The following is a 21,222-nucleotide window of genomic DNA, read 5'->3' on the forward strand; positions in this document are numbered from 1 at the left end:
CCCTTGTGCCAACAATACCCGACAGGCCTGGGAGCGCGTGAGGTCTAAACCCTCAATGCGCCTCATCCCAGTTATGTGCCGCGCGGGCATCGACCTTGAGCGGCACGCGCATGTCGAGCGCCGGCATGGCGGCGTTTTCCATGGTGTGCGTCACCGTCTTCAGCGTCGCCTCGACGGCCTCGTCTTCTACTTCGAAGATCAGTTCGTCGTGAACTTGGAGCAGCATGCGGGCCTGTTCAGCAAGACCTGCGTCTGAAAGGGCGCCTTCCATGCGGATCATGGCGCGGCGTATGATATCCGCTGCCGAGCCCTGGATGGGGGCGTTGATGGCGGCGCGCTCGTTGAAGGCGCGCACCTGCGGGTTGGACGAGCGGATTTCCGGATAATAGGCGCGACGGCCGAAAATCGTCTCGACATAGCCCTTCTCGCGCGCCTCGGCCTTGGTGGATTCCATATAATCGCGGATGCCGGGGAAGCGTTCGAAATATTTCTTGATGTAATCGCCGGCTTCCGAGCGCTCGATGCCGAGTTGGTTGGCCAGACCGAAGGCGGAAATGCCGTAGATGATGCCGAAGTTGATAGCCTTGGCGCGACGACGCACTTCAGAGGGCATACCTTCCACCGGCACACCGAACATTTCCGATGCCGTCATGGCGTGAATGTCGATGCCCTCGGCAAAGGCGCGGGTGAGCTGCGGAATTTCCGCGACATGGGCAAGCACGCGCAGTTCGATCTGGCTGTAATCGGCCGACACCAGCTTGTGACCGGGTGTGGCGATGAAAGCGGTGCGGATCTTGCGGCCTTCCGCCGTGCGAACCGGGATATTCTGCAGGTTCGGTTCCGAGGAGGAAAGACGCCCTGTCGTGGTCGCCGCCAGCGAATAGGACGTGTGCACGCGCTTCGTCTGAGGGTGAATGAAGCCCGGCAGCGCGTCGGTATAGGTGGATTTCAGCTTGGTCAGCTGACGCCAGTCGACGATCTTGCGCGGCAGCGGATGACCGGCGGCGGCCAGATCTTCCAGCACCTGTGCGGAGGTGGACCATTGGCCGGTCTTCGTCTTGGCGCCACCCGGCAGGCCCATCTTGCCGAACAGGATATCGCCCAATTGCTTGGGCGAGCCGACATTGAAGCTTTCACCGGCCAGCTCGTAAATTTCCGCTTCGAAGGCAGCGGCCTTCTGGGCAAGTTCACCGGAAAGGCGCGAAAGGATCTGCCGGTCGACGGAAATGCCTCGCTCTTCCATGCGCGCCAGAACCGGCACCAGCGGGCGCTCCAGTCGCTCATAGACGGTGACAAGTTGCTCCGAGACGAGGCGGGGCTTCAGCACCTGCCACAGACGCAGCGTCACGTCCGCGTCCTCGGCCGCGTAAGCCGTGGCGCGGGCGATATCCACCATGTCGAAGCTGACCGCCCCCTTGCCCGAGCCTGCAACGTCCTTGTAGGCGATGGGTGTGTGGCCAAGCCAGCGCTCCGACAGCGCGTCCATGCCGTGCGAGCCGGTTCCGGCCTCCAGCACGTAGGACATCAGCATCGTATCGTCAAAGCCGGCGATTTCGACGCCGTGACGCTTCATCAGAAGGTAGTCGTATTTGAGGTTCTGCGCCACCTTGAGGACGGCGGCATCCTCCAGAAGCGGCTTCAACCGTTCCAGCGCCTTGCCGAGCGGGATCTGGTTTTCCACCAGCCCGCCTCCCAGCAGGTCGCCCTGTCCGGCCTTGTGGGCGATCGGCACATAGCAGGCCCTGACCGAAACGCCCGTCGCATCCGCACGGTTATCGGCGACTGCCAGCGAGAAGCCGACGAGTTCGGCCAGCATGGGATCGAGCGAGGTGGTTTCCGTATCGAAGGCGACGAGGCCGGTCTCACGCGCCAGCGCGATCCAGCGATCGAGCGCATCGAGATCACGCACGGTCTCATAGCCTTCCGTATCGATCTTCACGCCCTTGAAGGCTTCGGCCCGGGCAGACGAAAGGGCGGCAGGCGTCAGCGCGCCGGCAGCGGCCACCGGCGCGGCTTTAGGGGTTGTTTCAACCCTGGCGGTGGCGGGTGCGGCGGCAGCGCCACCTTCACCGACATCCGGCCCGTGTGCGTCGGCGCCCCATTCGGTTGTCACCTCAACCGCTTCAACGGCAGCGGCGTCCGTGCCCGTCGCCTCAGCCACGCGGCGGGTCAGGGTCGTAAAGTCGAGCGCCTTGAGGAACGCGACAAGCTTCGGCCCGTCCTGCGGTTCCAGTACCAGCCCGTCCAGATCGACATCGAGCGGCACATCGGTGCGCAGTTCCACGAGCTGGCGCGAAAGGAGCGCCTTTTCCCGGTTTTCGATGATGTTCTCGCGGCGCTTGGCCTGCTTGATTTCGCCGGCGCGGGCCAGCAGCGTTTCGAGATCGCCGTATTCTTCCAGCAATTGCGCCGCCGTCTTCGGACCGATGCCGGGGACGCCCGGAATATTGTCGACCGAATCGCCCGTCAAAGCCTGCAGGTCGATCATCTTTTCCGGCGGCACGCCCCATTTCTCGATCACGTCGGGAATGCCGATCTGCTTGTCCTTCATGCTGTCATACATGTGGACGTTGTCGCGAACGAGCTGCATCAGGTCCTTGTCGGAGGAAATGATGGTGACGTCGCCGCCCTTTTCCGTCGCCATGCGGGCATAGGTGGCGATGATATCGTCGGCCTCGAAGCCTTCGGTCTCGATGCAGGGCAGGTTGAAGGCCACCGTCGCCTGGCGGATCAGACCGAACTGCGGGACCAGTTCTTCCGGAGGCGCCGAGCGGTTCGCCTTGTATTCCGGGAAAAGCTCCTTGCGGAAGGTTTTCGAGGAATAGTCGAAAATGACCGCGAAATGGGTGGGGGTGACGCCCACCGAGGTATCGCGCGCATTGGTGATGAGCTTCCACAGCATGTTGCAGAAGCCGGACACGGCGCCGACGGGCAGGCCGTCCGATTTGCGGGTGAGCGGCGGCAGCGCGTGAAACGCGCGGAAAATGAAGCCGGAGCCGTCGACGAGGAAGAGATGATCACCTTTTTTCATGGGCGAATGGATAACCCGCCGCGCCCGCCCGCGTCCATACAAACTTCTACCGCCAACACGATGATCGCTCACCGGAACGTTACCGAATTGTAATGCAGCATTCCCTTGAAAAGCCGCATTTGGCCTATCATCTGTTACTCATCGGCGGATGAAACCGCCACCGCTCTTGCCGCTGGCCCGTCCCCCGCCGCGGCAGGCCGGATGGAGACCTTCCCCCCTCTCCGGGTCTTCGTCCAACAGCACAGCCGCCATGGTCAGCCCCCGGACCGTGGCGGCTTTTTTGTTGGCATTTACCCTGGGTACAATATGCGACTACCCTGTGATTGTATGCGGCACGAATTCGGCTTATGCAGTTTCCATGGCGTTCGATCGTATGAATTCGGCTACATATCTCGCCAGCCAGTTGGCGAAGAGCTTCAGCCGGTCGCTTCAGGAGCGGTCGGCGAGCGTCGGATTCTTGCCCGGACAATTTCCCGTTCTCGTGGAACTGTGGAACGGCGATGGCCTGACCCAGAAAGACCTCCTCGACCGCCTCGACGTGGAACAGGCAACCCTCGCCAACACGTTGTCCCGCATGGAACGCGACGGACTGATCGAGCGGAAGACGCACCCTCAGGACAAGCGCAAGCAGGTCATCCGCCTGACGGACAAGGCCAACAGCATGCGCGACGCCGCGATTACCGCAGCCACAGCGGCGGATGACGCGCTGTTTGCGGGCTTTCGCACCTTCGAGCGCGAACTGATGCTGGAATATATCCGTCGCATCATCGGCAACGCCGGCAAGGTGTAGGGCGCGGCAAAGTTTCTTGCGCCGCGCGGCTGGGCGTGCTTCGTTCGGCGCCGAGTGTTTCACCAAGTGAGTCCCCACCCATGACCGATCTTTCCGCCCTTCTCGACCATGCCGACACGAATCTGGACGCCAGCCTCGAGCGCCTCTTCGCGTTGCTGCGCATTCCCTCGATTTCCACCGATCCGGCCTACAAGCCGGAATGCCGCAAGGCGGCGGAATGGCTGACGACCCGGCTCATCGAACTCGGCTTTGAAGCTTCCGTGCGCGATACCGCCGGTCATCCCATGGTCGTTGCCCACCACGCGGGCGCGACGGCGGACGCGCCGCATGTGCTGTTCTACGGCCATTACGACGTGCAGCCCGTCGATCCCATCGACCTGTGGACCCGCGATCCCTTCGACCCGTCGATTGCCGAGATTGCGGGGGGCCGCAAGGTCATTACCGGGCGCGGCTCTTCCGATGACAAGGGCCAGTTGATGACTTTCGTCGAAGCCTGCGCGGCCTACAAGGCCGTAACGGGCAGTCTGCCGGTGAAGGTCACGATCCTGTTCGAGGGTGAAGAGGAATCCGGTTCCCCGTCGCTCAAGCCCTTCCTCGATGCCCACGCCGCCGAACTGAAGGCGGATTACGCCCTTGTTTGCGACACCGGCATGTGGGACGGCGAAACGCCGGCGATTGCCGCAACGCTGCGCGGCCTTGTCGGCGAAGAGTTCGTCGTCACTGCTGCCGACCGCGACCTGCATTCCGGCATGTTCGGCGGGGCTGCCGCCAACCCGATCCATATCGTCGCCGATATCTGCGCCGGTCTGCACGACGAAACCGGTCGCGTGACGCTGGACGACTTCTACGAGGGCGTCGAGGAAACGCCGTCAAACATCAAGGACTCGTGGGCGAAACTCGGTCGCGATGCGGAGAGCTTTCTGGGCGAGGTTGGCCTATCCATTCCCTCCGGCGAAAAGGGCCGCTCTGTTCTGGAACTGACCTGGGCGCGCCCGACGGCGGAAGTAAACGGCATCATCGGCGGTTATACCGGCCAGGGCTTCAAGACGGTCATTCCGGGGCAGGCCTCGGCCAAGGTTTCCTTCCGCCTTGTCGGCCAGCAGAACCCCGCGAAGGTGCGCGAAAGCTTCCGCGCCTATGTGCGCTCCAAGATACCCGCGGATTGCTCGGTGGAATTCCACGAACACGGCGCTTCGCCCGCCATTCATCTCGGCTACGATTCACCCGTTCTCCAGAAGGCCAAGATTGCGCTTTCCGACGAATGGCCGAAGCCCGCCATCGTTGTCGGCATGGGCGGCTCGATTCCGATCGTCGGTGACTTCCAGAAGACGCTTGGCATGGAATCGCTGATGGTCGGCTTCGGTCTGGCTGACGACCGTATCCACTCGCCGAACGAAAAATACGAACTGCAATCCTTCCACAAGGGCATCCGCTCGTGGATCCGGATTCTGGCGGCACTTTGAGGAAAAACCTCTGCCAAACACCAAGGGGCGCTGACAGCGCCCCTTTTGCGTTCCGGATGCCTGAAAAACAAAAAGGCCGGGCAAGCCCGACCTTTCCCAATCCGCTACCCGAAACCTGCCAGTACATCCGTGGTCAGCATTTCGACGCGAATTAAATCTCGATTTTCCGGCGCGTCAGGATTTACACCCCGTGAACGCTCTTGAAGACAAGCTTGCAGCAAAAGGATTAACACAAGGTTAACCGTACTGCTCGCATCTTCAGGCGACCGCTTCCGTTTCATGCATGCCAAGCCTAACCCGGCTGTCTTGCGTGAAACTGTTTCTTCGGAACACCGATGAACGCTAGATGGGAAGTCCTGCCCTTGCTTTCAAGAGGTCCTGTTCAGAAATCCGGAAAGCAGACAGCCCGGCCTGGGAGGAGGAAGGCCGGGCTGCTTGAAACTGACCAGCAACCGGGAGGAGGGTGTTGCCAGTCCAAAGCCAAGGACACCGGGAGGAGAATTGCGTCACTTGGTTAATCACAAGATACGCTAGTCGCGCCTAAAAAACAGACACATTAAGGCAGCGCTGTTATGCACCAAACGCATACCTAAAGCGCTACGGGTTGACCATCCGCCATTCCGGGGTAGATTTCACGCATGAGCATTGAATCCGTTCGCGCGTTCTTTACCGCGCATGCCCCCGACATCGACGTTATCGTGACCGAAGCCAGCTCCGCCACGGTGGCTGAGGCGGCGCACGCCCACAGCGTCGAGCCCGACCAGATCGCAAAGACCATTGCCGTCAAGCTGGGGGATGACATTGCCCTGGTCGTCGCCGCCGGTACCAAGCGGCTGGACAACCGGAAATTCAAGGATTTCTTCGGCGTGAGGCCACGCATGCTGGATGCAGAGACGGTCGTATCCGTTACCAGCCATCCGGTCGGCGGGGTCTGCCCCTTCGGCCTCCCATCGCCGATCAAGATCTATTGCGACATTTCGCTGAAGGCCTATCCGCGCGTCGTGCCCGCCGCAGGCGCGACCAATGCCGCCGTGCATATCGGCCCTGAACGCATGGCGGATCTGGTACAGGCCGAATGGGCCGATCTCTGCCAGTAGCAGCAGAACGCGGGAGCGGGCTGGTTAACCGCCCGTTTACGCCCCCTTAAATCGCCTCATTTAGAGTCCAGTCCACGCGCATTGGTGATGCGCAGCCTCAGGGCTCGCGGTCGGTTCACGACGCATTCATGGACCTTCTTCTAATCAAGGTCGGAATATCAGGAGGATATGGCCGGTTCCATGGCAGGCAAGAAAAGACCATCCCAGCGTATGGAACCTTCCTTCGAGGCGGGCAGCCGCTCCGATTCCGGCAATGACTTCCGTCTCGACGCCAGCGAACGGGTGAGCGGCGGCGGGCGCGGCTCCAAACCGGCGAAATCCAAAGCGCGCAAGCAAGCTGGACAGCGGCGGGCGCGGTCCGGCGGATTGTTCGGCCTCATCCGCTTTGCCATCTACTGGACACTTGTGCTCGGCATCTGGGGCGGCATCGGCCTTGCCGGCATTCTCGTCTATTACGGCGCGCGCATGCCGAGCGCCTCCACCTGGTCCATTCCCGAGCGCCCGCCGAACGTGAAGATCGTTTCCGTCGATGGCGATACGATTGCCAATCGCGGCGCAACCGGCGGCGAGGCGCTGTCGCTCGACGCCATGTCGCCATACATTCCGCAGGCCGTGGTCGCCATCGAGGACCGACGCTTCTACTCGCATTTCGGCATCGATCCGCTCGGCCTTGCCCGCGCCTTCTTCAACAATCTGACCGGCCAGCCGATCCAGGGCGGCTCGACGCTGACCCAGCAGCTTGCCAAGAACCTGTTCCTCTCTCCCGAACGCACCATCGAGCGCAAGGTGCAGGAAGTATTGCTCTCCTTCTGGCTGGAGCAGCACTACACCAAGGACCAGATTCTGGCGATGTATCTGAACCGCGTGTTCTTCGGCTCGAACGCCTATGGCGTCGAGGCGGCCTCGCGGCGCTATTTCAACAAGTCGGCCCGCGATGCCAATCTGGGCGAAGCCGCGCTTCTCGCCGGCCTTCTGAAGGCTCCGTCGCGGCTTTCACCGGCCCGCGATCCCCAGGCGGCGGAAGCGCGCGCGCAGGTGGTTCTGGGCGTGATGCGCGATCAGGGCCTGATTACCGACAGCGAAGTAGCCTCCGCCATGAGCCAGCCGCCGACCAAGGCCAAAAGCTTCTGGTCCGGCGCGCAATATTACGCCGCCGACATGGTGATGGACGAGGTTCAGCGGCTCATTGGCGAGGTCAAGCAGGATGTGGTCGTCGATACGACCATCGACATGGGGCTGGAACACAAGGCCGACCAGACCATTTCCAAGATTCTGAACGGCGAGGGCAAGAAGCTGGGCGCAACGCAAGCCGCCCTTGTCGCCATCGACGGCACCGGTGCGATCCGCGCCATGGTCGGCGGCAAGGATTATGCTGAAAGCCAGTTCAACCGCGCGGTAAAGGCCAAGCGCCAGCCGGGCTCGGCCTTCAAGCCGTTCGTTTATGCCACGGCACTGGAACAGGGCGTGACCCCCGATTCGATCCGCAACGACGCGCCGGTGAGGATCGGCAACTGGACGCCGGAAAACTACGAGCAAAAATATCGCGGCCCGGTGACGGTGGCCACCGCGCTCGCCAATTCGCTTAATACCATTGCGGCCCAGCTCGTGATGGAAACCGGGCCGGACAACGTGATCAAGCTGGCCCACCGCATGGGTATCGATTCGGAACTTCAGTCCAACGCCTCGATCGCGCTCGGCACGTCGGAAGTGTCACTGACGGAACTCACCTCGGCTTACGCGCCCTTCATGAATGGCGGTTACCGGGCAACGCCGCACATCATCCGGCGCATCACCGGTGCGGACGGCAAGGTGCTCTACGAAAACACATATGATAACCCGCCGCGCGTCATTTCCGGCGCCATCGCCGCCAACATGAACGCCATGCTGTCGCGCGTCATCACCGAAGGCACCGGCAAGGCGGCAAGAATCGATGGCTGGCAGGCGGCTGGCAAGTCCGGCACGACGCAGTCCTTCCGCGACGCACTTTTCGTCGGGTACACCTCCAACCTGACGGCGGGCATCTGGTTCGGCAATGACGACGGCACGCCGATGAAGAAGGTCACGGGTGGCGGCCTGCCGGCAAAAGCCTGGAAGGATTTCATGACGGCGGCCCACAAGGGGCTTTCGCCTGCTCCGCTCTTCGGGCTCGGCAACGGAGGTCCCGCGCCGCTCGACGCCGCCCCGCCGCAGGACCTTCCTCCGGCGCAGGCGCCGCAGCAGACGACGATCATGGACATTATTTCCGGCGTCTTTCCGGGTGAGCGGGAAGCCCCTCCCCGGCCGGGCCTGACACCGGAACAGACCGGCGCGGTGGCACCGCTTCCGCCCGCGTCGGGCAACTTTGGCAACTTCCCTTCACCCGGCCCGATGGAGGCCAATGGCGGCCCTGTTCCGCCCGCCGATATCGGCCCCGCCCCCGGCCAGCCGCGCGGCACGCGTCCGACGACGCTGCTCGATGTCATCATGGGCAACTGAACATTCCAACAAGCTGAATTTTGGCCGGTTTTGAGCGCTCAAGCGCCTTGCAGTCCGAAAAACGGCTCCTTATATACCCGTCATAATCGTGGCCCCGGAGGCCCCGACATCAGGACCATACGTCAAGGGGTCGCCAGGCAAATGCCTTCAAGGGGTTCCGGCGACCTGCTTCAAGGAGAAGTAAACATGGCAAAAGTTATCGGTATCGACCTCGGAACGACCAATTCCTGCGTCGCCGTCATGGACGGTAAGGATGCCAAGGTGATCGAAAACGCAGAAGGCGCACGCACGACGCCTTCGATGGTCGCCTTCTCGGACGACGGCGAACGCCTCGTCGGTCAGCCGGCAAAGCGCCAGGCCGTGACCAACCCCACCAACACGCTGTTCGCCGTCAAGCGCCTCATCGGCCGCCGCTACGACGACCCGACCGTGACGAAGGACAAGGGTCTCGTTCCCTTCGAAATCGTCAAGGGCGACAATGGCGATGCCTGGGTTCAGGCAGGCGGCAAGAACTATTCCCCGGCCCAGATTTCGGCCATGATCCTTCAGAAGATGAAGGAAACGGCGGAAGCATATCTCGGTGAGAAGGTCGAAAAGGCCGTCATCACCGTTCCGGCCTACTTCAACGACGCCCAGCGTCAGGCCACCAAGGACGCCGGCCGCATCGCCGGTCTGGAAGTGCTGCGCATCATCAACGAGCCGACGGCGGCAGCGCTGGCCTACGGTCTCGACAAGAAGGACGGCAAGACCATCGCGGTCTACGACCTTGGCGGCGGCACCTTCGATATCTCGGTTCTGGAAATCGGCGACGGCGTCTTCGAAGTGAAGTCGACCAACGGCGACACCTTCCTCGGCGGTGAAGACTTCGACATGCGTCTCGTCGAGTATCTTGCCGATGAGTTCAAGAAGGACAACGGCATCGACCTGAAGAACGACAAGCTTGCTCTGCAGCGCCTCAAGGAAGCTGCCGAAAAGGCAAAGATCGAACTGTCTTCCTCGCAGCAGACGGAAATCAACCTGCCGTTCATCACCGCCGACGCATCTGGCCCGAAGCACCTGACGCTGAAGCTGACCCGCGCCAAGTTCGAAAGCCTGGTCGACGACCTCGTTCAGCGCACCATCGCGCCGTGCAAGGCCGCTCTCAAGGATGCCGGTGTTTCGGCTGCCGAGATCGATGAAGTCGTTCTGGTCGGCGGCATGAGCCGCATGCCGAAGGTGCAGGAAGTCGTCAAGCAGCTCTTCGGCAAGGAACCGCACAAGGGTGTGAACCCGGATGAAGTCGTCGCTCTTGGCGCGGCCATCCAGGGCGGCGTTCTGCAGGGCGACGTCAAGGACGTTCTGCTGCTCGACGTGACCCCGCTGTCGCTCGGCATCGAAACGCTCGGCGGTGTCTTCACCCGACTGATCGAACGGAACACGACGATCCCGACGAAGAAGAGCCAGACCTTCTCGACCGCCGAAGACAATCAGCAGGCCGTGACCATCCGCGTTTCGCAGGGCGAGCGTGAAATGGCCGCCGACAACAAGCTGCTCGGCCAGTTCGACCTCGTTGGCCTGCCGCCGGCACCACGCGGCATGCCGCAGATCGAAGTGACCTTCGACATCGACGCCAACGGTATCGTGCAGGTGTCCGCCAAGGACAAGGGCACGGGCAAGGAACAGCAGATCCGCATCCAGGCTTCCGGCGGCCTCTCCGACGCCGACATCGAGAAGATGGTGAAGGATGCCGAAGCCCATGCTGCCGAGGACAAGAAGCGTCGCGAAGGCGTGGAAGCCAAGAACCAGGCCGAAAGCCTCGTTCACTCCACCGAGAAGTCGCTGAAGGACTATGGCGACAAGGTTTCCGAAGCCGACCGCAAGTCGATCGAGGATGCCATTGCCGCGCTCAAGACCGCCCTCGAAGCGCCGGAACTCAACGCCGAAGACATCCAGGCGAAGACTCAGTCGTTGACCGAAGTCGCCATGAAGCTCGGCCAGGCCATCTATGAAGCCCAGCAGGCGGAAGCCGGCGCTGGCGCCGAAGGTGGCAAGGATGACGGCGTCGTCGATGCCGACTACGAGGAAATCAAGGACGACAAGAAGTCGGCTTAAGCCGAGACTCTCGTTCAAGTCTGAAACCTTGGAGTCCGGCTGTCTCAACAGGCAGCCGGACGTTCTTTAAGGACAGGAATTTCCATGGCAAAAGCTGATTTCTACGAAACGCTGGGCGTGAGCAAGACCGCTGACGAGAAGGAGCTGAAGAGCGCCTTCCGCAAGCTGGCCATGAAATATCACCCCGACAAGAATCCGGACGATGCGGAAGCCGAGAAGAAGTTCAAGGAAATCAACGAGGCTTACGAAACGCTGAAGGACCCGCAAAAGCGCGCGGCCTATGATCGTTACGGCCACGCCGCCTTCGAACAGGGCGGTTTCGGCGGCGGTGGCGGTGCCGGCGCGGGTGGTTTCGGCGCTGGTGGTTTCTCGGATATTTTCGAAGATATTTTCGGCGAGATGATGGGCGGCGGCCGTGGCCGCAGGGCTTCGGGCGGTCGCGAACGCGGTGCCGATCTGCGCTACAACATGGAGATCTCGCTGGAGGAAGCCTTCTCGGGCAAGACTGCGCAGATCCGTGTGCCGACCTCGATCACCTGTGATGTCTGCACCGGCACGGGCGCCAAGCCCGGCACTCAGCCGAAAACCTGCGCCACCTGCCAGGGTTCTGGCCGCGTGCGCGCCGCGCAGGGTTTATTCTCGGTCGAACGCACCTGCCCGACCTGCCACGGTCGCGGTCAGACGATTTCCGACCCCTGCACCAAGTGCAACGGTCAGGGCCGGGTGACGGAAGAGCGTTCGCTCTCGGTGAACATCCCCTCGGGCATCGAGGACGGTACGCGCATTCGCCTGCAGGGCGAAGGCGAGGCCGGCCTGCGCGGCGGACCGGCGGGCGACCTGTACATCTTCCTGTCGGTGACACCGCACGAGTTCTTCCAGCGCGATGGCGCGGACCTTTACTGCACGGTGCCGATTTCGATGACGACGGCGGCCCTTGGCGGCACATTCGACGTTTCGACGCTGGATGGAACGAAGTCGCGCGTGACGGTTCCGGAAGGCACGCAGAACGGCAAGCAGTTCCGCCTCAAGGGCAAGGGCATGCCGGTGCTGCGCTCGTCCCAGGTCGGTGATCTCTATATCCAGATCCAGATCGAGACACCGCAGAAACTGACCAAACGCCAGCGCGAACTGCTGCAGGAGTTCGAGAAGCTTTCCTCCGGCGAAAACAGCCCGGAATCCTCCGGCTTCTTCGCCCGAATGAAGGACTTCTTCGACAATTGATCGTAAGCGATGCTTGCTGCCAGGGCCGGGGCGGAAACGCTCCGGCCTTTTTCGTCAAGCCGGGCGCATGATGAAGCTGGCAAAGTGCTTCTGCACCATGGGTGCCACGAAGAAGACGATGCTGATAATCATGATCGGAGCGATGAGCAGGGTTCGTTGCCAGATGGCCCAGCCTTCGGTGAGCGGCATGACGATATAGAGCAGTACGGTAATCAGCGGATAGACCGGCAGCAGCATGGCAAGGGCCAGATGCGGCTTGGAGAGCCTGCGGATGGGAGCGGAAGGATTGCTCATGGGGAAACCTTTATTGAACGGAACGTTTCGTTTATATAAGAACGAAACGTTCCGTTCAAGTCCCTTTCGTGCTATCGTCGCGAAAAATGATCCGGGAGAGAAACCATGGCAGAGATTGCGGAAAGGCCGGCGCGGCGTTCCATCGGTGCGCAGCGCAACCCCGCCAGCGAGGAGGCGATCCTTGCGGCAGCGCAGGCCGTGCTTATGGAAAACGGCCTTGCCGGCTTTTCCATCGAGGCGGTGGCGCGGCGCGCGCGGGCCGGCAAGCCGACGATCTATCGCTGGTGGCCGTCCAAGGCAGCCCTCCTCCTGGATGTCTACCACAATCATAAGCGCACGCATTTCTCCCACGCGCCGAAGGGTAATCTGCGTGATGACCTCATCGTCTATCTGAACAACCTTTTTTCCGCCTGGCGCAATCCCACCACGGGTGCATTGTTCCGTTCCGTGGTGGCCGAGGCGCAGGCCGATGCCGACACCGCGGCGGCGCTCACAGCCTATATGGCTGACCGGCGTTGCCAAAGCAGCGCAATCGTGATCGAGGCCAAGGCACGCGGCGAGGTACGCGACGATATCGATCCGGAACTGGTGACGGAGCTTTTGTCGAGCTTCGCCTGGAGCCGGCTTCTGACCGACCGGCTGGGCGATGACGACGCCGACATCATCAAGACGGTGGACATGCTGCTTTCTGGCATTGCCAAGTCATGAGCGGCGGTATCGCCGCTGGCACGAATAGGCTAGCACTTTCTGGCACTTCCCGATTCGGATCATGACCCGCAAAGTCCATCTCAAGCGCCTGACGCTGACCGATTTCCGCAATTACGCGTCGCTGGCACTCCGCTTCGACGGCCGTCATGTCGTGCTGACCGGTGAGAACGGTGCGGGCAAGACCAATCTCATGGAAGCGGTTTCCTTCCTCTCGCCCGGACGCGGTCTGCGGCGCGCCGGCTATGACGAGGTGATCCGCAACGGCGCCAGCGCCTTCACTGTCTTTGCCGAAGTGGATGGCATGGAAGACGAGGTGTCGATCGGCACCGGCGTCGATCTTGCCGAAGAAACCCTGTCACGTCGGCTCAGGGTGAACGGTACGCCGGCGAAAAGCGCCGATGAACTGACCGACCATCTACGCGTCCTCTGGTTGACGCCCTCCATGGACGGGCTGTTCACCGGCGGCGCCTCCGACCGGCGACGCTTTCTCGACAGGCTGGTGCTTTCACTCGATCCGGCCCATGGCCGCCGCGCCTCCGATTTCGAGCGCGCCATGCGCAGCCGCAACAAGCTTCTTTCCGAAGGCCGCTTTGACCCCGCCTGGCTATCCGGGCTGGAGCGGCAGATGGCCGGGCTCGGCATTGCCATGGCGCTTGCGCGGCGGGAAATGCTTGCCCTTCTGGTGACGCTGACCGAGCGCACGGCAGACGGCGACCAACCCTTCCCGACCGCGACGCTCGCCCTTTCCGGCTTTCTCGACGATGCTCAGGGAGTGCCGGCGCTGGAACTGGAAGACCGCTACGCCGCGCTTCTGGTGGAAGGGCGCTATCGCGACGCCGCTGCCGGGCGCACGCTAGAGGGGCCGCACCGGGTCGACCTTCTGGTGCGCCACCGCGAGAAGGACATGCAGGCCGACCGCTGCTCGACCGGAGAACAGAAGGCCCTACTTGTCGGCCTCATTCTTGCCCATGCGCAACTGATTGCCGACATGACAGGCCATGCGCCCGTGCTTTTACTCGATGAGATCGCCGCCCATCTCGACGTCAACCGCCGTGCCGCCCTGTTCGACCGTATCCACGCGCTTGGCGGGCAGGCCTTCATGACAGGCACCGACCGTTCGATGTTTGCAGCCCTTGGCGAGAGGGCGCAGTATTTCACGGTGCGCGAGGCCACCGTGACGGAGGAAAGCCTGTGAGCGATGCCCTGACCCCCGATGAGATCGAGCGCTACAAGCGCCATATCCTTCTGCCTGAAGTGGGTGGCGCAGGGCAGCAGGCGCTGAAGCGGGCGCGGGTTCTGGTGATCGGCGCAGGCGGCCTTGGCAGCCCCGTGCTGCATTATCTCGCCGCCGCCGGTGTCGGCCATCTCGGCATCGTCGATGACGATGCCGTCAGCCTCTCCAACCTGCAAAGGCAGGTGATCCACGACACCGGCACGCTCGGCACGTTGAAGACCGAAAGTGCGGCGCAGGCCATTGCCCGGCTGAACCCGCATGTGACGGTGACGCGCTTCGACGAACACTTCACGCAGGAAACGGCCCCGCGCCTTCTCTCGGGCTTCCAGCTTCTGATCGACGGGTCCGACAATTTCGACACGCGTTATGCCGCGGCCGATGCGGCGGAAACCGCGCATGTCGCGTTGGTGACGGGGGCCGTCGGGCGCTTTGACGGATCGCTGACTGTGCTAAAACCGTATGAGACCGACATTGACGGCAAACTCAACCCAGGCTTCCGCGATCTCTTCCCCGAACCGCCACCGGCAGGGCTGGTGCCCAATTGCGCGGAGACGGGTGTCGTCGGCGCGCTGACCGGTGTGATCGGCACACTGATGGCCATGGAAGCGATCAAGCTCATCACCGGCGCAGGTGAACCGCTTGTCGGCCGGCTGCTGCTCTACGATGCGCTCTCCAGCCGTTTCGACACCATCCGCTATCGCCGCAGGAAACAGACCGCATGAGCATCACCCTCGCCGGTATCGACCCCGACCGCTTCACCGACTGGACTGCACTTCACGCGCTGATCATGGACGCTTTCGCCTATATGGACGGACGCATCGATCCGCCCTCGTCCGCGCACAGGCTGACGCCGGACAAACTGAAGGACAAGGCCGGCGTGGAAACCGCAATCGTCGCCACGGAGAATGGCGCGCTTCTCGGCTGCGTCTTTTGCAAGGCGGAGCCGGAAACGCTCTATATCGGCAAATTCGCGATTTCCCCTCAAGCGCAGGGCAAGGGTCTTGGTCGCCTGCTGCTGGCGGCAGCAGAGGCGCGTGCCCGCGAACTCGGCCTGTCGGCGCTCAGGCTCGAAACCCGCATCGAGCTTACCGACAACCACGCGGTGTTTGGCAAGTGGGGCTTCGTCAAGACCGCAGAAAACGCCCATGCCGGCTATGACCGCCCGACCTCCATCGAGATGAAAAAGGCGCTCTGACACCTCAAGACCTGGACGCATCGTTTCGACTTCGCGGCCATGGCGCTTGTATGCGTGGTTATACCCGCACCGGCAGAACGCGGTTCGGCGGGCGATGACCGTCATAGAAGGTGCGGATGTTGATCACCACCTTCTCGCCCATATCGACGCGGCCTTCGATGGTGGCCGAGCCCATATGCGGCAGAAGCACGACCTTGCCTTCGGCAGATAGCTTCACCAGCTTCGGGTTGATGGCGGGGGCGCTTTCGAAAACATCGAGGCCGGCACCGGCAATCTTGCCTTCGCGCAGCGCCTGGATCATCGCCGCTTCATCGATGATATCGCCGCGCGCCGTGTTGACGATGTAGCTCGTGGGCTGCAGCAGCGCGAGGCGGCGGGCCGACAGGAGATGGAAGGTCGCGGGCGTCGAGGGGCAGTTCACCGAAACGATATCGACGCGGGCCAGCATCTGGTCGAGGCTTTCCCAATAGGTCGCATTCAGCTCCTGTTCCGTGGCCGGATTGACGCGCTTGCGATTGTGATAATGTATCGAAAGACCAAAGGCCTTGGCGCGGCGGGCGACGGCGGTGCCGATGCGACCCATGCCGATGATGCCGATCTGCTTGCCCCAGATGCGGCGACCGAGCATCCAGGTCGGCGACCAGCCGGCCCAGTCGCCGGGTGTATCGGTAAGGAGGCGCGCACCTTCCGCCAGCCGGCGCGGCACGGCGAGGATGAGCGCCATGGTCATGTCGGCCGTATCCTCGGTCAGCACGTTCGGGGTGTTGGTGACGGTGATGCCCTTGCGGGTCGCGGCTTCGACATCGATCTGGTCGGTGCCGTTGGAAAAACAGGCGATGAGCTTGAGATCGGGACCGGCCTGCTCGATGAGTTCGGCATCGATGCGGTCACCGACGGTCGGCACGATTACATCGGCCTCACGCATGGCGGCAGCCAGCTCCGCGCGGGTACGGGGGTGGTCATCGGCGTTGACCTCGACGTCGAACAGCTCGCTCATGCGCGCTTCCACCGCCTCGGGCAGTTTGCGGGTGATATAGACCCTCGGACGTTTCTTGTTCGCCATGGCGTTTCGCACCCCCGAATTTAGAGGTCATTAACCAGAATGACCGAATATTAAGCCGTTATGGGCGTTTTCTACCAGACCCTTCGGGGAAGACAACAAAACTCGTGGTGTTGCGAACGGTTTTGGGGTCGCACCCTCGGATGAAGGTCGGTTCGGGCGCTCGCAAATCCAGGTTCAAGACCGAAGAGTGATCCAAGAATGCGCCGCGCGATTTTCCGTTCCTGCCTCGCTTTCGCCCTCGCGCTTGCCGCCTTTGCCTCGACCGCCGAGGCGCAGAATGCCAAGGGAGCGAGCGGATTGCCGCTGCCGCGTTTCGTGAGCCTGAAATCGAAGCGCGTCAACCTGCGCGTCGGCCCCAGCACGGATTATGCGACCTCGTGGATGTATACCCGCGCGGGCCTGCCGGTGGAAATCACCCAGGAATACGAGAACTGGCGCAAGATTCGCGATGCAGACGGCACCGAGGGCTGGGTGAACCAGTCGCTGCTTTCGGGCGAGCGCATGGCCGTGGCCGCCCCGTGGATGCGCGGCAAGGGCGACAACATCTATGTCAACCTTCGCCGCGACCCACAGGCCAATTCGACCATCACCGCCCGTCTTGAGCCGGGCGTGATTTTCAAGATTGCCGAGTGCACCGGCGAATGGTGCAAGGCCCAGGCCGAAGGCAATGAAGGCTGGGTGGCGCAGGGCGAGATCTGGGGCGCCTATCCCGGCGAAGCGTTCAAGTAACGCCCCCTCCTGCTCCTCAGAGCAGGCCGATCTTTTCCGCCGCCTTCTTCAGCGAATCCATCGGGCGCGGACCAATCTGCGCAATGACGATCGAGGCCGCAAGGCAGCCGAGACGGCCGCTTTCGGCCAGCGTGCGCCCCTGCGTATAGCCGAACAGGAAGCCGGCGGCGAAGAGATCGCCGGCGCCGGTCGTATCCACCACCGTTTCCACCGGGAAGGCCGGAACGTGAATGCGCTCGCCGCCCGAAAGAATGACGGCGCCGTCCTCGCTCATCGTCACCGCCGCCAGACGGCAGTCGGCGGCAATCGCCGTCAGTGCCGCATCGAAGTCGTCGGTCTCGTAGAGCGCCAGCACTTCCTGCTTGTTGGCGAAAACGATGTCGATCGTGCCGGAACGCATCAGATCGAGGAATTCGCCACGGTAACGGTCGACGCAGAAGGAGTCCGACAGGGTCATCGACATTTCGCGGCCATTTTCATGGGCAATGCGGGCGCAATCGCGAATGGCGTCCTTGGCGCGCGGCGGGTCCCACAGATAGCCCTCGAAATAGGTGACCTTGGAATCCGCCACCACGGCGGGATCGACATCTTCCGGGCCGAACTCGACGCAGGCGCCGAGATAGGTGTTCATCGAGCGCTCGCCATCCGGCGTTACGAAGATCATGCAGCGGGCGGTCGGCGCGCTATCGGCCAGGGGCGTCACGCCGTAATGCACGCCCTGGGCACGGATGTCGTGACGGAAGATTTCACCGAGGCCGTCTTGCGCAACCTTGCCGAAATAGGCGGCGCGACCGCCGAAATTGGCGACGCCCGCCGCCGTGTTGCCGGCGCTGCCACCCGAAGCCTCGACCGCCGGGCCCATGAGGGCATAGAGCTTTTCCGCACGCTCGGCATCGATCAGGTTCATCGCGCCCTTGACGATGGCATTGTCCGTCAGAAACGCCTCTTCGCAGCGTGAGATGATATCGACAATGGCATTGCCAACGGTAAGCACGTCATATTGCGTCATGAGACCCCGAAACCCCTGTTTTGCTCGCCGAGGTATAGCGCGTTTTTCGCGGTGCGGAAGAAGCAAGCGGCATTTATCCCGTCATACGTCTGTTACGAAGCGCCTTTAGAAGAAGCCGCAGCGGACGATGGTCCGCCCGGAAGAACCGGGGCCACGCCATGAAAGCACCGGCCTCAGGATTTCTCCGTCCGGACTGCTCGCGTCGACCACGGATGAACTGGCGGCGCGGCTTTCCGGCCCTGGCGGGCAGCGCAGCGCGTACCCTCTCCCCATGCGGGAATTGGTTCAAACCATTTGTCAGCTTCGGCATTATCCGCTAGACAGCGAGAAGTCCCTCCGCCGAAGGCTTCCCGCCCCATGTATGCCATTGCGCTCAATGTCGCCCCGATCTTCACCCTCATCCTGATCGGCTGGCTTCTGGCCCGGACCGGGCTTCTCAAGCCCTCTGTGGGCGATGGCCTCGGCGAATTCGTGTTCAAGATCGCCCTCCCGGTCCTGATTTTCCGGACACTCGTGGAGGCGGATTTCAATGGCCTTTCCCCGTTCCGGCTCTGGGGTTCGTATTTCTTCGGTGTCGCCGTTACCTGGACCACCGGCCACCTCATCGCCACGCGCATCTTCGGGCGCGATGCGACGATGGGCGTCATCGCCGGCATATCCGCATCCTTTGCCAACAACGTCTTCATCGGCCTGCCGCTGGTTGGCAACATCGTAGGCCATGATGGCTTGGTGCCGCTTTCGATCCTGCTGGCCGTGCACCTGCCGATCATGATGATTACCGGCACAATCCTGATGGAAAATGCCAAGTTCAAGCTGGAAGGCGGCACGAAGCGCCCCGTCTCCGCCATTCTCAGGCAAGTCGGCCGCAATCTCGTGACCAATCCGCTGGTCATCGCCATGGCATCCGGCGTTGCCGTCAATTTCGTGGAACTCCCCATGACCACGATCGGCAGCACCGTTCTGGCGCAGATTGCCGGCATCGCCGGCCCGGCGGCACTGATTGCGCTCGGCATGAGCCTGACGCGCTATTCCATCTCGGGCAATGTGGGGCTTTCCGGGGTAATGACGCTGTTGAAACTGATCCTGATGCCGGCAGCCGTCTGGCTTGGCGCCCACGGCCTTGGCCTGTCGCCAACCTGGGCGCTGGCGCTGGTGCTGACCTCCTGCCTGCCGACGGGTATCAACTCCTGGCTTCTGGCAACGCGCTTCAACACCGGTCAGCCGCTTGCCGCCTCCACCATCACCATGAGCACCGCGACAGGTATTCTCTCCGTTTCCTTCTGGGCCTGGCTTCTGACCTGAACGAGAAAGGCCCGGCTGGAAAACCAGCCGGGCCCGAATCCTCGTGAACAAGACTGCCCGCTATCAGGGCAGCGGCTGCGGCGAAGTCGACTGGCTGTTCAGCCAGGCCAGAAGATTGGCGCGGTCCTCGTCTTTCTTCAGACCGGCGAAGGCCATCTTGTTGCCCGGTACTTCGGCCTTCGGGTTCGTCAGGTACTTGTTCAGGTCCTCGAACGTCCAGTGCTTGCCGCCGTCCGCATGGGCCTTCATGCCGTCGGAGTAGGAAAAGCCCTCATGCGAGGCGACCGGACGGCCGACGACGCCATAAAGGTTCGGTCCGACCTTGTTCGGCCCCCCGGAGGAGGCGTCATGACAGGCGGCACACTTCTTGAAGACAGCCTGGCCCGCGGTTGCATCGGCGCTTGCCAGAAGCTCGGAGAGCGACTTCGGCGCGGCCTTCTCGGCAGCGGCGCCACCACCGGCTTCGCCAACGGCGATTTCATAGCCAGGCTTGGCTGGCGTCTTTTCCGCAAAGATGCCGTTGCCGGAAACCGTTGCAAGTGCCACCACCAACGCCGTGCTGATCAGTGCCCCCGCACCATTCAATACGATAGATGTCATTAACTCGTCCCTCTTCAATCGCGAGTCAGCGATCCGTCCCCCGGAGCGCCTTGAATTTGCGCGGAACCTATGTCTTTTGACTGTCCGTTGCAATATCGTCATTCGGCCCGGGTCGCGCGTATGGTGCCATTTCGCGGGTCGCAATTAAAGGGCCTCTTCATGTCCAAACCCGCTTCCGACCGGATTCTCGTGCTGATTCCGGCACGAATGGCCTCGACTCGCCTGCCCGGCAAGCCTTTGGCCGACATTGCCGGCCTTCCAATGATCGTTCAGGTGGCCAAACGCGCGGAAGAAGCGGGGGTGGGGCGAATAATTGTCGCAGTCGACGATAAACGCGTTTTCGATGCCGTTTCCGCCGCCGGTTTCACCGCCGTGATGACTGCCGAGAGCCATCAATCCGGTTCCGACCGTATTTTCGAGGCCCTTCAGGCTGCCGATCCCGAGCGCAAGGCAGAGATCATCATCAACGTGCAGGGCGACCTGCCGACCATCGAGGTCGAGTCCATTCGCGCCGCCCTTCGTCCGCTGGAAGACCCCGCCGTCGATATCGCCACGCTGACGACCGAGATCACCGATCCCCACGAAAAGACCAATCCGAATGTCGTGAAGGTCGTCGGCGGGCCTCTTTCGGCCACGCGTCTCAAGGCGCTTTATTTCACCCGCGCCACCGCTCCCTATGGCGAAGGACCGCTCTACCATCACATCGGGCTTTATGCCTATCGCCGCGCCGCACTTGAAAAGTTCGTTGCGCTCGGTCCCTCGACACTCGAGACCCGCGAGAAGCTGGAACAGCTTCGTGCGCTTGAGGCCGGCATGCGCATCGACGCGGAAATCGTCGATGGCGTGCCGCTCGGCGTCGATACACCGGAAGACCTCGAAAAGGCCCGCGCCATTCTCACCGCACGAAAGACGGACTGACT

General features: G+C 62.3%; 18 protein-coding genes. 13 read left to right on the plus strand and 5 right to left on the minus strand.

Annotation, left to right across the window (positions count from 1 at the left end):
* Nucleotides 1-52: 52 nt before the first annotated feature.
* Nucleotides 53-3,031 carry a DNA polymerase I gene (gene polA / locus GGQ66_RS01585; RefSeq protein ID WP_183788684.1) on the minus strand — a complete coding sequence of 993 codons (2,979 nt, stop codon included), beginning with the start codon at nucleotides 3,029-3,031 and terminating at the stop codon, nucleotides 53-55.
* A gap of 373 nt (nucleotides 3,032-3,404) precedes the next feature.
* On the opposite strand from polA, the gene GGQ66_RS01590 reads away from it, so the two are divergent.
* From GGQ66_RS01590 to dnaJ, 6 genes are all read left to right on the plus strand, one after another.
* On the plus strand, nucleotides 3,405-3,821 hold the full coding sequence (locus GGQ66_RS01590; RefSeq protein ID WP_183788686.1) for a MarR family winged helix-turn-helix transcriptional regulator: 417 nt from the start codon (nucleotides 3,405-3,407) through the stop codon (nucleotides 3,819-3,821).
* 80 nt (nucleotides 3,822-3,901) lie between these two features.
* Complete coding sequence (locus GGQ66_RS01595) at nucleotides 3,902-5,284, plus strand: M20/M25/M40 family metallo-hydrolase (RefSeq protein ID WP_183788688.1); 1,383 nt, start codon at nucleotides 3,902-3,904, stop codon at nucleotides 5,282-5,284.
* Nucleotides 5,285-5,922: 638 nt separating this feature from the next.
* Complete coding sequence (locus GGQ66_RS01600) at nucleotides 5,923-6,381, plus strand: YbaK/EbsC family protein (protein WP_183788690.1); 459 nt, start codon at nucleotides 5,923-5,925, stop codon at nucleotides 6,379-6,381.
* Nucleotides 6,382-6,561: 180 nt separating this feature from the next.
* On the plus strand, nucleotides 6,562-8,856 hold the full coding sequence (locus GGQ66_RS01605; protein WP_183788692.1) for a transglycosylase domain-containing protein: 2,295 nt from the start codon (nucleotides 6,562-6,564) through the stop codon (nucleotides 8,854-8,856).
* A 186-nt stretch (nucleotides 8,857-9,042) separates the two neighbouring features.
* Nucleotides 9,043-10,947 (plus strand): molecular chaperone DnaK, encoded by a 1,905-nt coding sequence (dnaK, locus tag GGQ66_RS01610; protein ID WP_183788694.1) that lies wholly within the window; start codon nucleotides 9,043-9,045, stop codon nucleotides 10,945-10,947.
* Nucleotides 10,948-11,031: 84 nt separating this feature from the next.
* Complete coding sequence (dnaJ, locus tag GGQ66_RS01615) at nucleotides 11,032-12,168, plus strand: molecular chaperone DnaJ (protein WP_183788696.1); 1,137 nt, start codon at nucleotides 11,032-11,034, stop codon at nucleotides 12,166-12,168.
* 54 nt (nucleotides 12,169-12,222) lie between these two features.
* Here dnaJ and GGQ66_RS01620 read toward each other — a convergent pair whose 3' ends face one another.
* A complete protein-coding gene (locus tag GGQ66_RS01620; protein ID WP_183788698.1) occupies nucleotides 12,223-12,462 on the minus strand; it encodes a putative antibiotic biosynthesis monooxygenase in 240 nt (79 codons plus the stop codon).
* Between the two features lie 105 nt (nucleotides 12,463-12,567).
* Between GGQ66_RS01620 and GGQ66_RS01625 the strand changes: the two genes are divergently transcribed.
* The 4 genes from GGQ66_RS01625 to GGQ66_RS01640 all read left to right on the plus strand — a co-directional run bounded on the left by GGQ66_RS01625 (nucleotide 12,568) and on the right by GGQ66_RS01640 (nucleotide 15,599).
* Nucleotides 12,568-13,170: a TetR/AcrR family transcriptional regulator gene (locus tag GGQ66_RS01625; RefSeq protein WP_183788700.1), complete on the plus strand. Its 603-nt coding sequence runs from the start codon at nucleotides 12,568-12,570 to the stop codon at nucleotides 13,168-13,170.
* 61 nt (nucleotides 13,171-13,231) lie between these two features.
* Entirely contained in the window at nucleotides 13,232-14,365 is a 1,134-nt protein-coding gene (gene recF, locus GGQ66_RS01630) for a DNA replication/repair protein RecF (protein ID WP_183788702.1), read from the plus strand.
* Complete coding sequence (locus tag GGQ66_RS01635) at nucleotides 14,362-15,126, plus strand: molybdopterin-synthase adenylyltransferase MoeB (protein WP_183788704.1); 765 nt, start codon at nucleotides 14,362-14,364, stop codon at nucleotides 15,124-15,126. The genes recF and GGQ66_RS01635 overlap by 4 nt, the downstream gene beginning before the upstream one ends.
* On the plus strand, nucleotides 15,123-15,599 hold the full coding sequence (locus tag GGQ66_RS01640) for a GNAT family N-acetyltransferase (protein WP_183788706.1): 477 nt from the start codon (nucleotides 15,123-15,125) through the stop codon (nucleotides 15,597-15,599). Before GGQ66_RS01635 ends, GGQ66_RS01640 begins: the two co-directional genes overlap by 4 nt.
* A 58-nt stretch (nucleotides 15,600-15,657) precedes the next feature.
* On the opposite strand, the gene GGQ66_RS01645 is transcribed toward GGQ66_RS01640, so the two are convergent.
* On the minus strand, nucleotides 15,658-16,662 hold the full coding sequence (locus GGQ66_RS01645; RefSeq protein ID WP_183788708.1) for a 2-hydroxyacid dehydrogenase: 1,005 nt from the start codon (nucleotides 16,660-16,662) through the stop codon (nucleotides 15,658-15,660).
* Nucleotides 16,663-16,860: 198 nt separating this feature from the next.
* Between GGQ66_RS01645 and GGQ66_RS01650 the strand changes: the two genes are divergently transcribed.
* Nucleotides 16,861-17,391: an SH3 domain-containing protein gene (locus GGQ66_RS01650; protein ID WP_183788710.1), complete on the plus strand. Its 531-nt coding sequence runs from the start codon at nucleotides 16,861-16,863 to the stop codon at nucleotides 17,389-17,391.
* Nucleotides 17,392-17,407: 16 nt separating this feature from the next.
* On the opposite strand, the gene GGQ66_RS01655 is transcribed toward GGQ66_RS01650, so the two are convergent.
* Nucleotides 17,408-18,400 (minus strand): adenosine kinase, encoded by a 993-nt coding sequence (locus GGQ66_RS01655; RefSeq protein WP_183788712.1) that lies wholly within the window; start codon nucleotides 18,398-18,400, stop codon nucleotides 17,408-17,410.
* A gap of 357 nt (nucleotides 18,401-18,757) precedes the next feature.
* On the opposite strand from GGQ66_RS01655, the gene GGQ66_RS01660 reads away from it, so the two are divergent.
* On the plus strand, nucleotides 18,758-19,702 hold the full coding sequence (locus GGQ66_RS01660; protein ID WP_183788714.1) for an AEC family transporter: 945 nt from the start codon (nucleotides 18,758-18,760) through the stop codon (nucleotides 19,700-19,702).
* Between the two features lie 63 nt (nucleotides 19,703-19,765).
* On the opposite strand, the gene GGQ66_RS01665 is transcribed toward GGQ66_RS01660, so the two are convergent.
* Nucleotides 19,766-20,302, minus strand: a complete 537-nt coding sequence (locus GGQ66_RS01665; RefSeq protein WP_183788716.1) for a c-type cytochrome — start codon at nucleotides 20,300-20,302, stop codon at nucleotides 19,766-19,768.
* 159 nt (nucleotides 20,303-20,461) lie between these two features.
* On the opposite strand from GGQ66_RS01665, the gene GGQ66_RS01670 reads away from it, so the two are divergent.
* Nucleotides 20,462-21,220, plus strand: a complete 759-nt coding sequence (locus GGQ66_RS01670; RefSeq protein WP_183788718.1) for a 3-deoxy-manno-octulosonate cytidylyltransferase — start codon at nucleotides 20,462-20,464, stop codon at nucleotides 21,218-21,220.
* Nucleotides 21,221-21,222 lie beyond the last annotated feature (2 nt).

This window comes from Allorhizobium borbori (assembly GCF_014196535.1).
Lineage (GTDB): Bacteria > Pseudomonadota > Alphaproteobacteria > Rhizobiales > Rhizobiaceae > Ectorhizobium > Ectorhizobium borbori.

Excerpts from the sequence above, each read along its gene's own strand:
- GGQ66_RS01605 (WP_183788692.1), top strand. The coding sequence starts at position 6,562 with ATGGCAGGCAAGAAAAGACCATCCCAGCGTATGGAACCTTCCTTCGAG.
- polA (WP_183788684.1), bottom strand. The coding sequence starts at position 3,031 with ATGAAAAAAGGTGATCATCTCTTCCTCGTCGACGGCTCCGGCTTCATT.
- GGQ66_RS01595 (WP_183788688.1), top strand. The coding sequence starts at position 3,902 with ATGACCGATCTTTCCGCCCTTCTCGACCATGCCGACACGAATCTGGAC.
- dnaK (WP_183788694.1), top strand. The coding sequence starts at position 9,043 with ATGGCAAAAGTTATCGGTATCGACCTCGGAACGACCAATTCCTGCGTC.
- GGQ66_RS01645 (WP_183788708.1), bottom strand. The coding sequence starts at position 16,662 with ATGGCGAACAAGAAACGTCCGAGGGTCTATATCACCCGCAAACTGCCC.
- dnaJ (WP_183788696.1), top strand. The coding sequence starts at position 11,032 with ATGGCAAAAGCTGATTTCTACGAAACGCTGGGCGTGAGCAAGACCGCT.
- GGQ66_RS01590 (WP_183788686.1), top strand. The coding sequence starts at position 3,405 with ATGAATTCGGCTACATATCTCGCCAGCCAGTTGGCGAAGAGCTTCAGC.
- GGQ66_RS01660 (WP_183788714.1), top strand. The coding sequence starts at position 18,758 with ATGTATGCCATTGCGCTCAATGTCGCCCCGATCTTCACCCTCATCCTG.
- GGQ66_RS01655 (WP_183788712.1), bottom strand. The coding sequence starts at position 18,400 with ATGACGCAATATGACGTGCTTACCGTTGGCAATGCCATTGTCGATATC.
- recF (WP_183788702.1), top strand. The coding sequence starts at position 13,232 with ATGACCCGCAAAGTCCATCTCAAGCGCCTGACGCTGACCGATTTCCGC.
- GGQ66_RS01670 (WP_183788718.1), top strand. The coding sequence starts at position 20,462 with ATGTCCAAACCCGCTTCCGACCGGATTCTCGTGCTGATTCCGGCACGA.
- GGQ66_RS01625 (WP_183788700.1), top strand. The coding sequence starts at position 12,568 with ATGGCAGAGATTGCGGAAAGGCCGGCGCGGCGTTCCATCGGTGCGCAG.
- GGQ66_RS01600 (WP_183788690.1), top strand. The coding sequence starts at position 5,923 with ATGAGCATTGAATCCGTTCGCGCGTTCTTTACCGCGCATGCCCCCGAC.
- GGQ66_RS01665 (WP_183788716.1), bottom strand. The coding sequence starts at position 20,302 with ATGACATCTATCGTATTGAATGGTGCGGGGGCACTGATCAGCACGGCG.
- GGQ66_RS01640 (WP_183788706.1), top strand. The coding sequence starts at position 15,123 with ATGAGCATCACCCTCGCCGGTATCGACCCCGACCGCTTCACCGACTGG.
- GGQ66_RS01620 (WP_183788698.1), bottom strand. The coding sequence starts at position 12,462 with ATGAGCAATCCTTCCGCTCCCATCCGCAGGCTCTCCAAGCCGCATCTG.
- GGQ66_RS01650 (WP_183788710.1), top strand. The coding sequence starts at position 16,861 with ATGCGCCGCGCGATTTTCCGTTCCTGCCTCGCTTTCGCCCTCGCGCTT.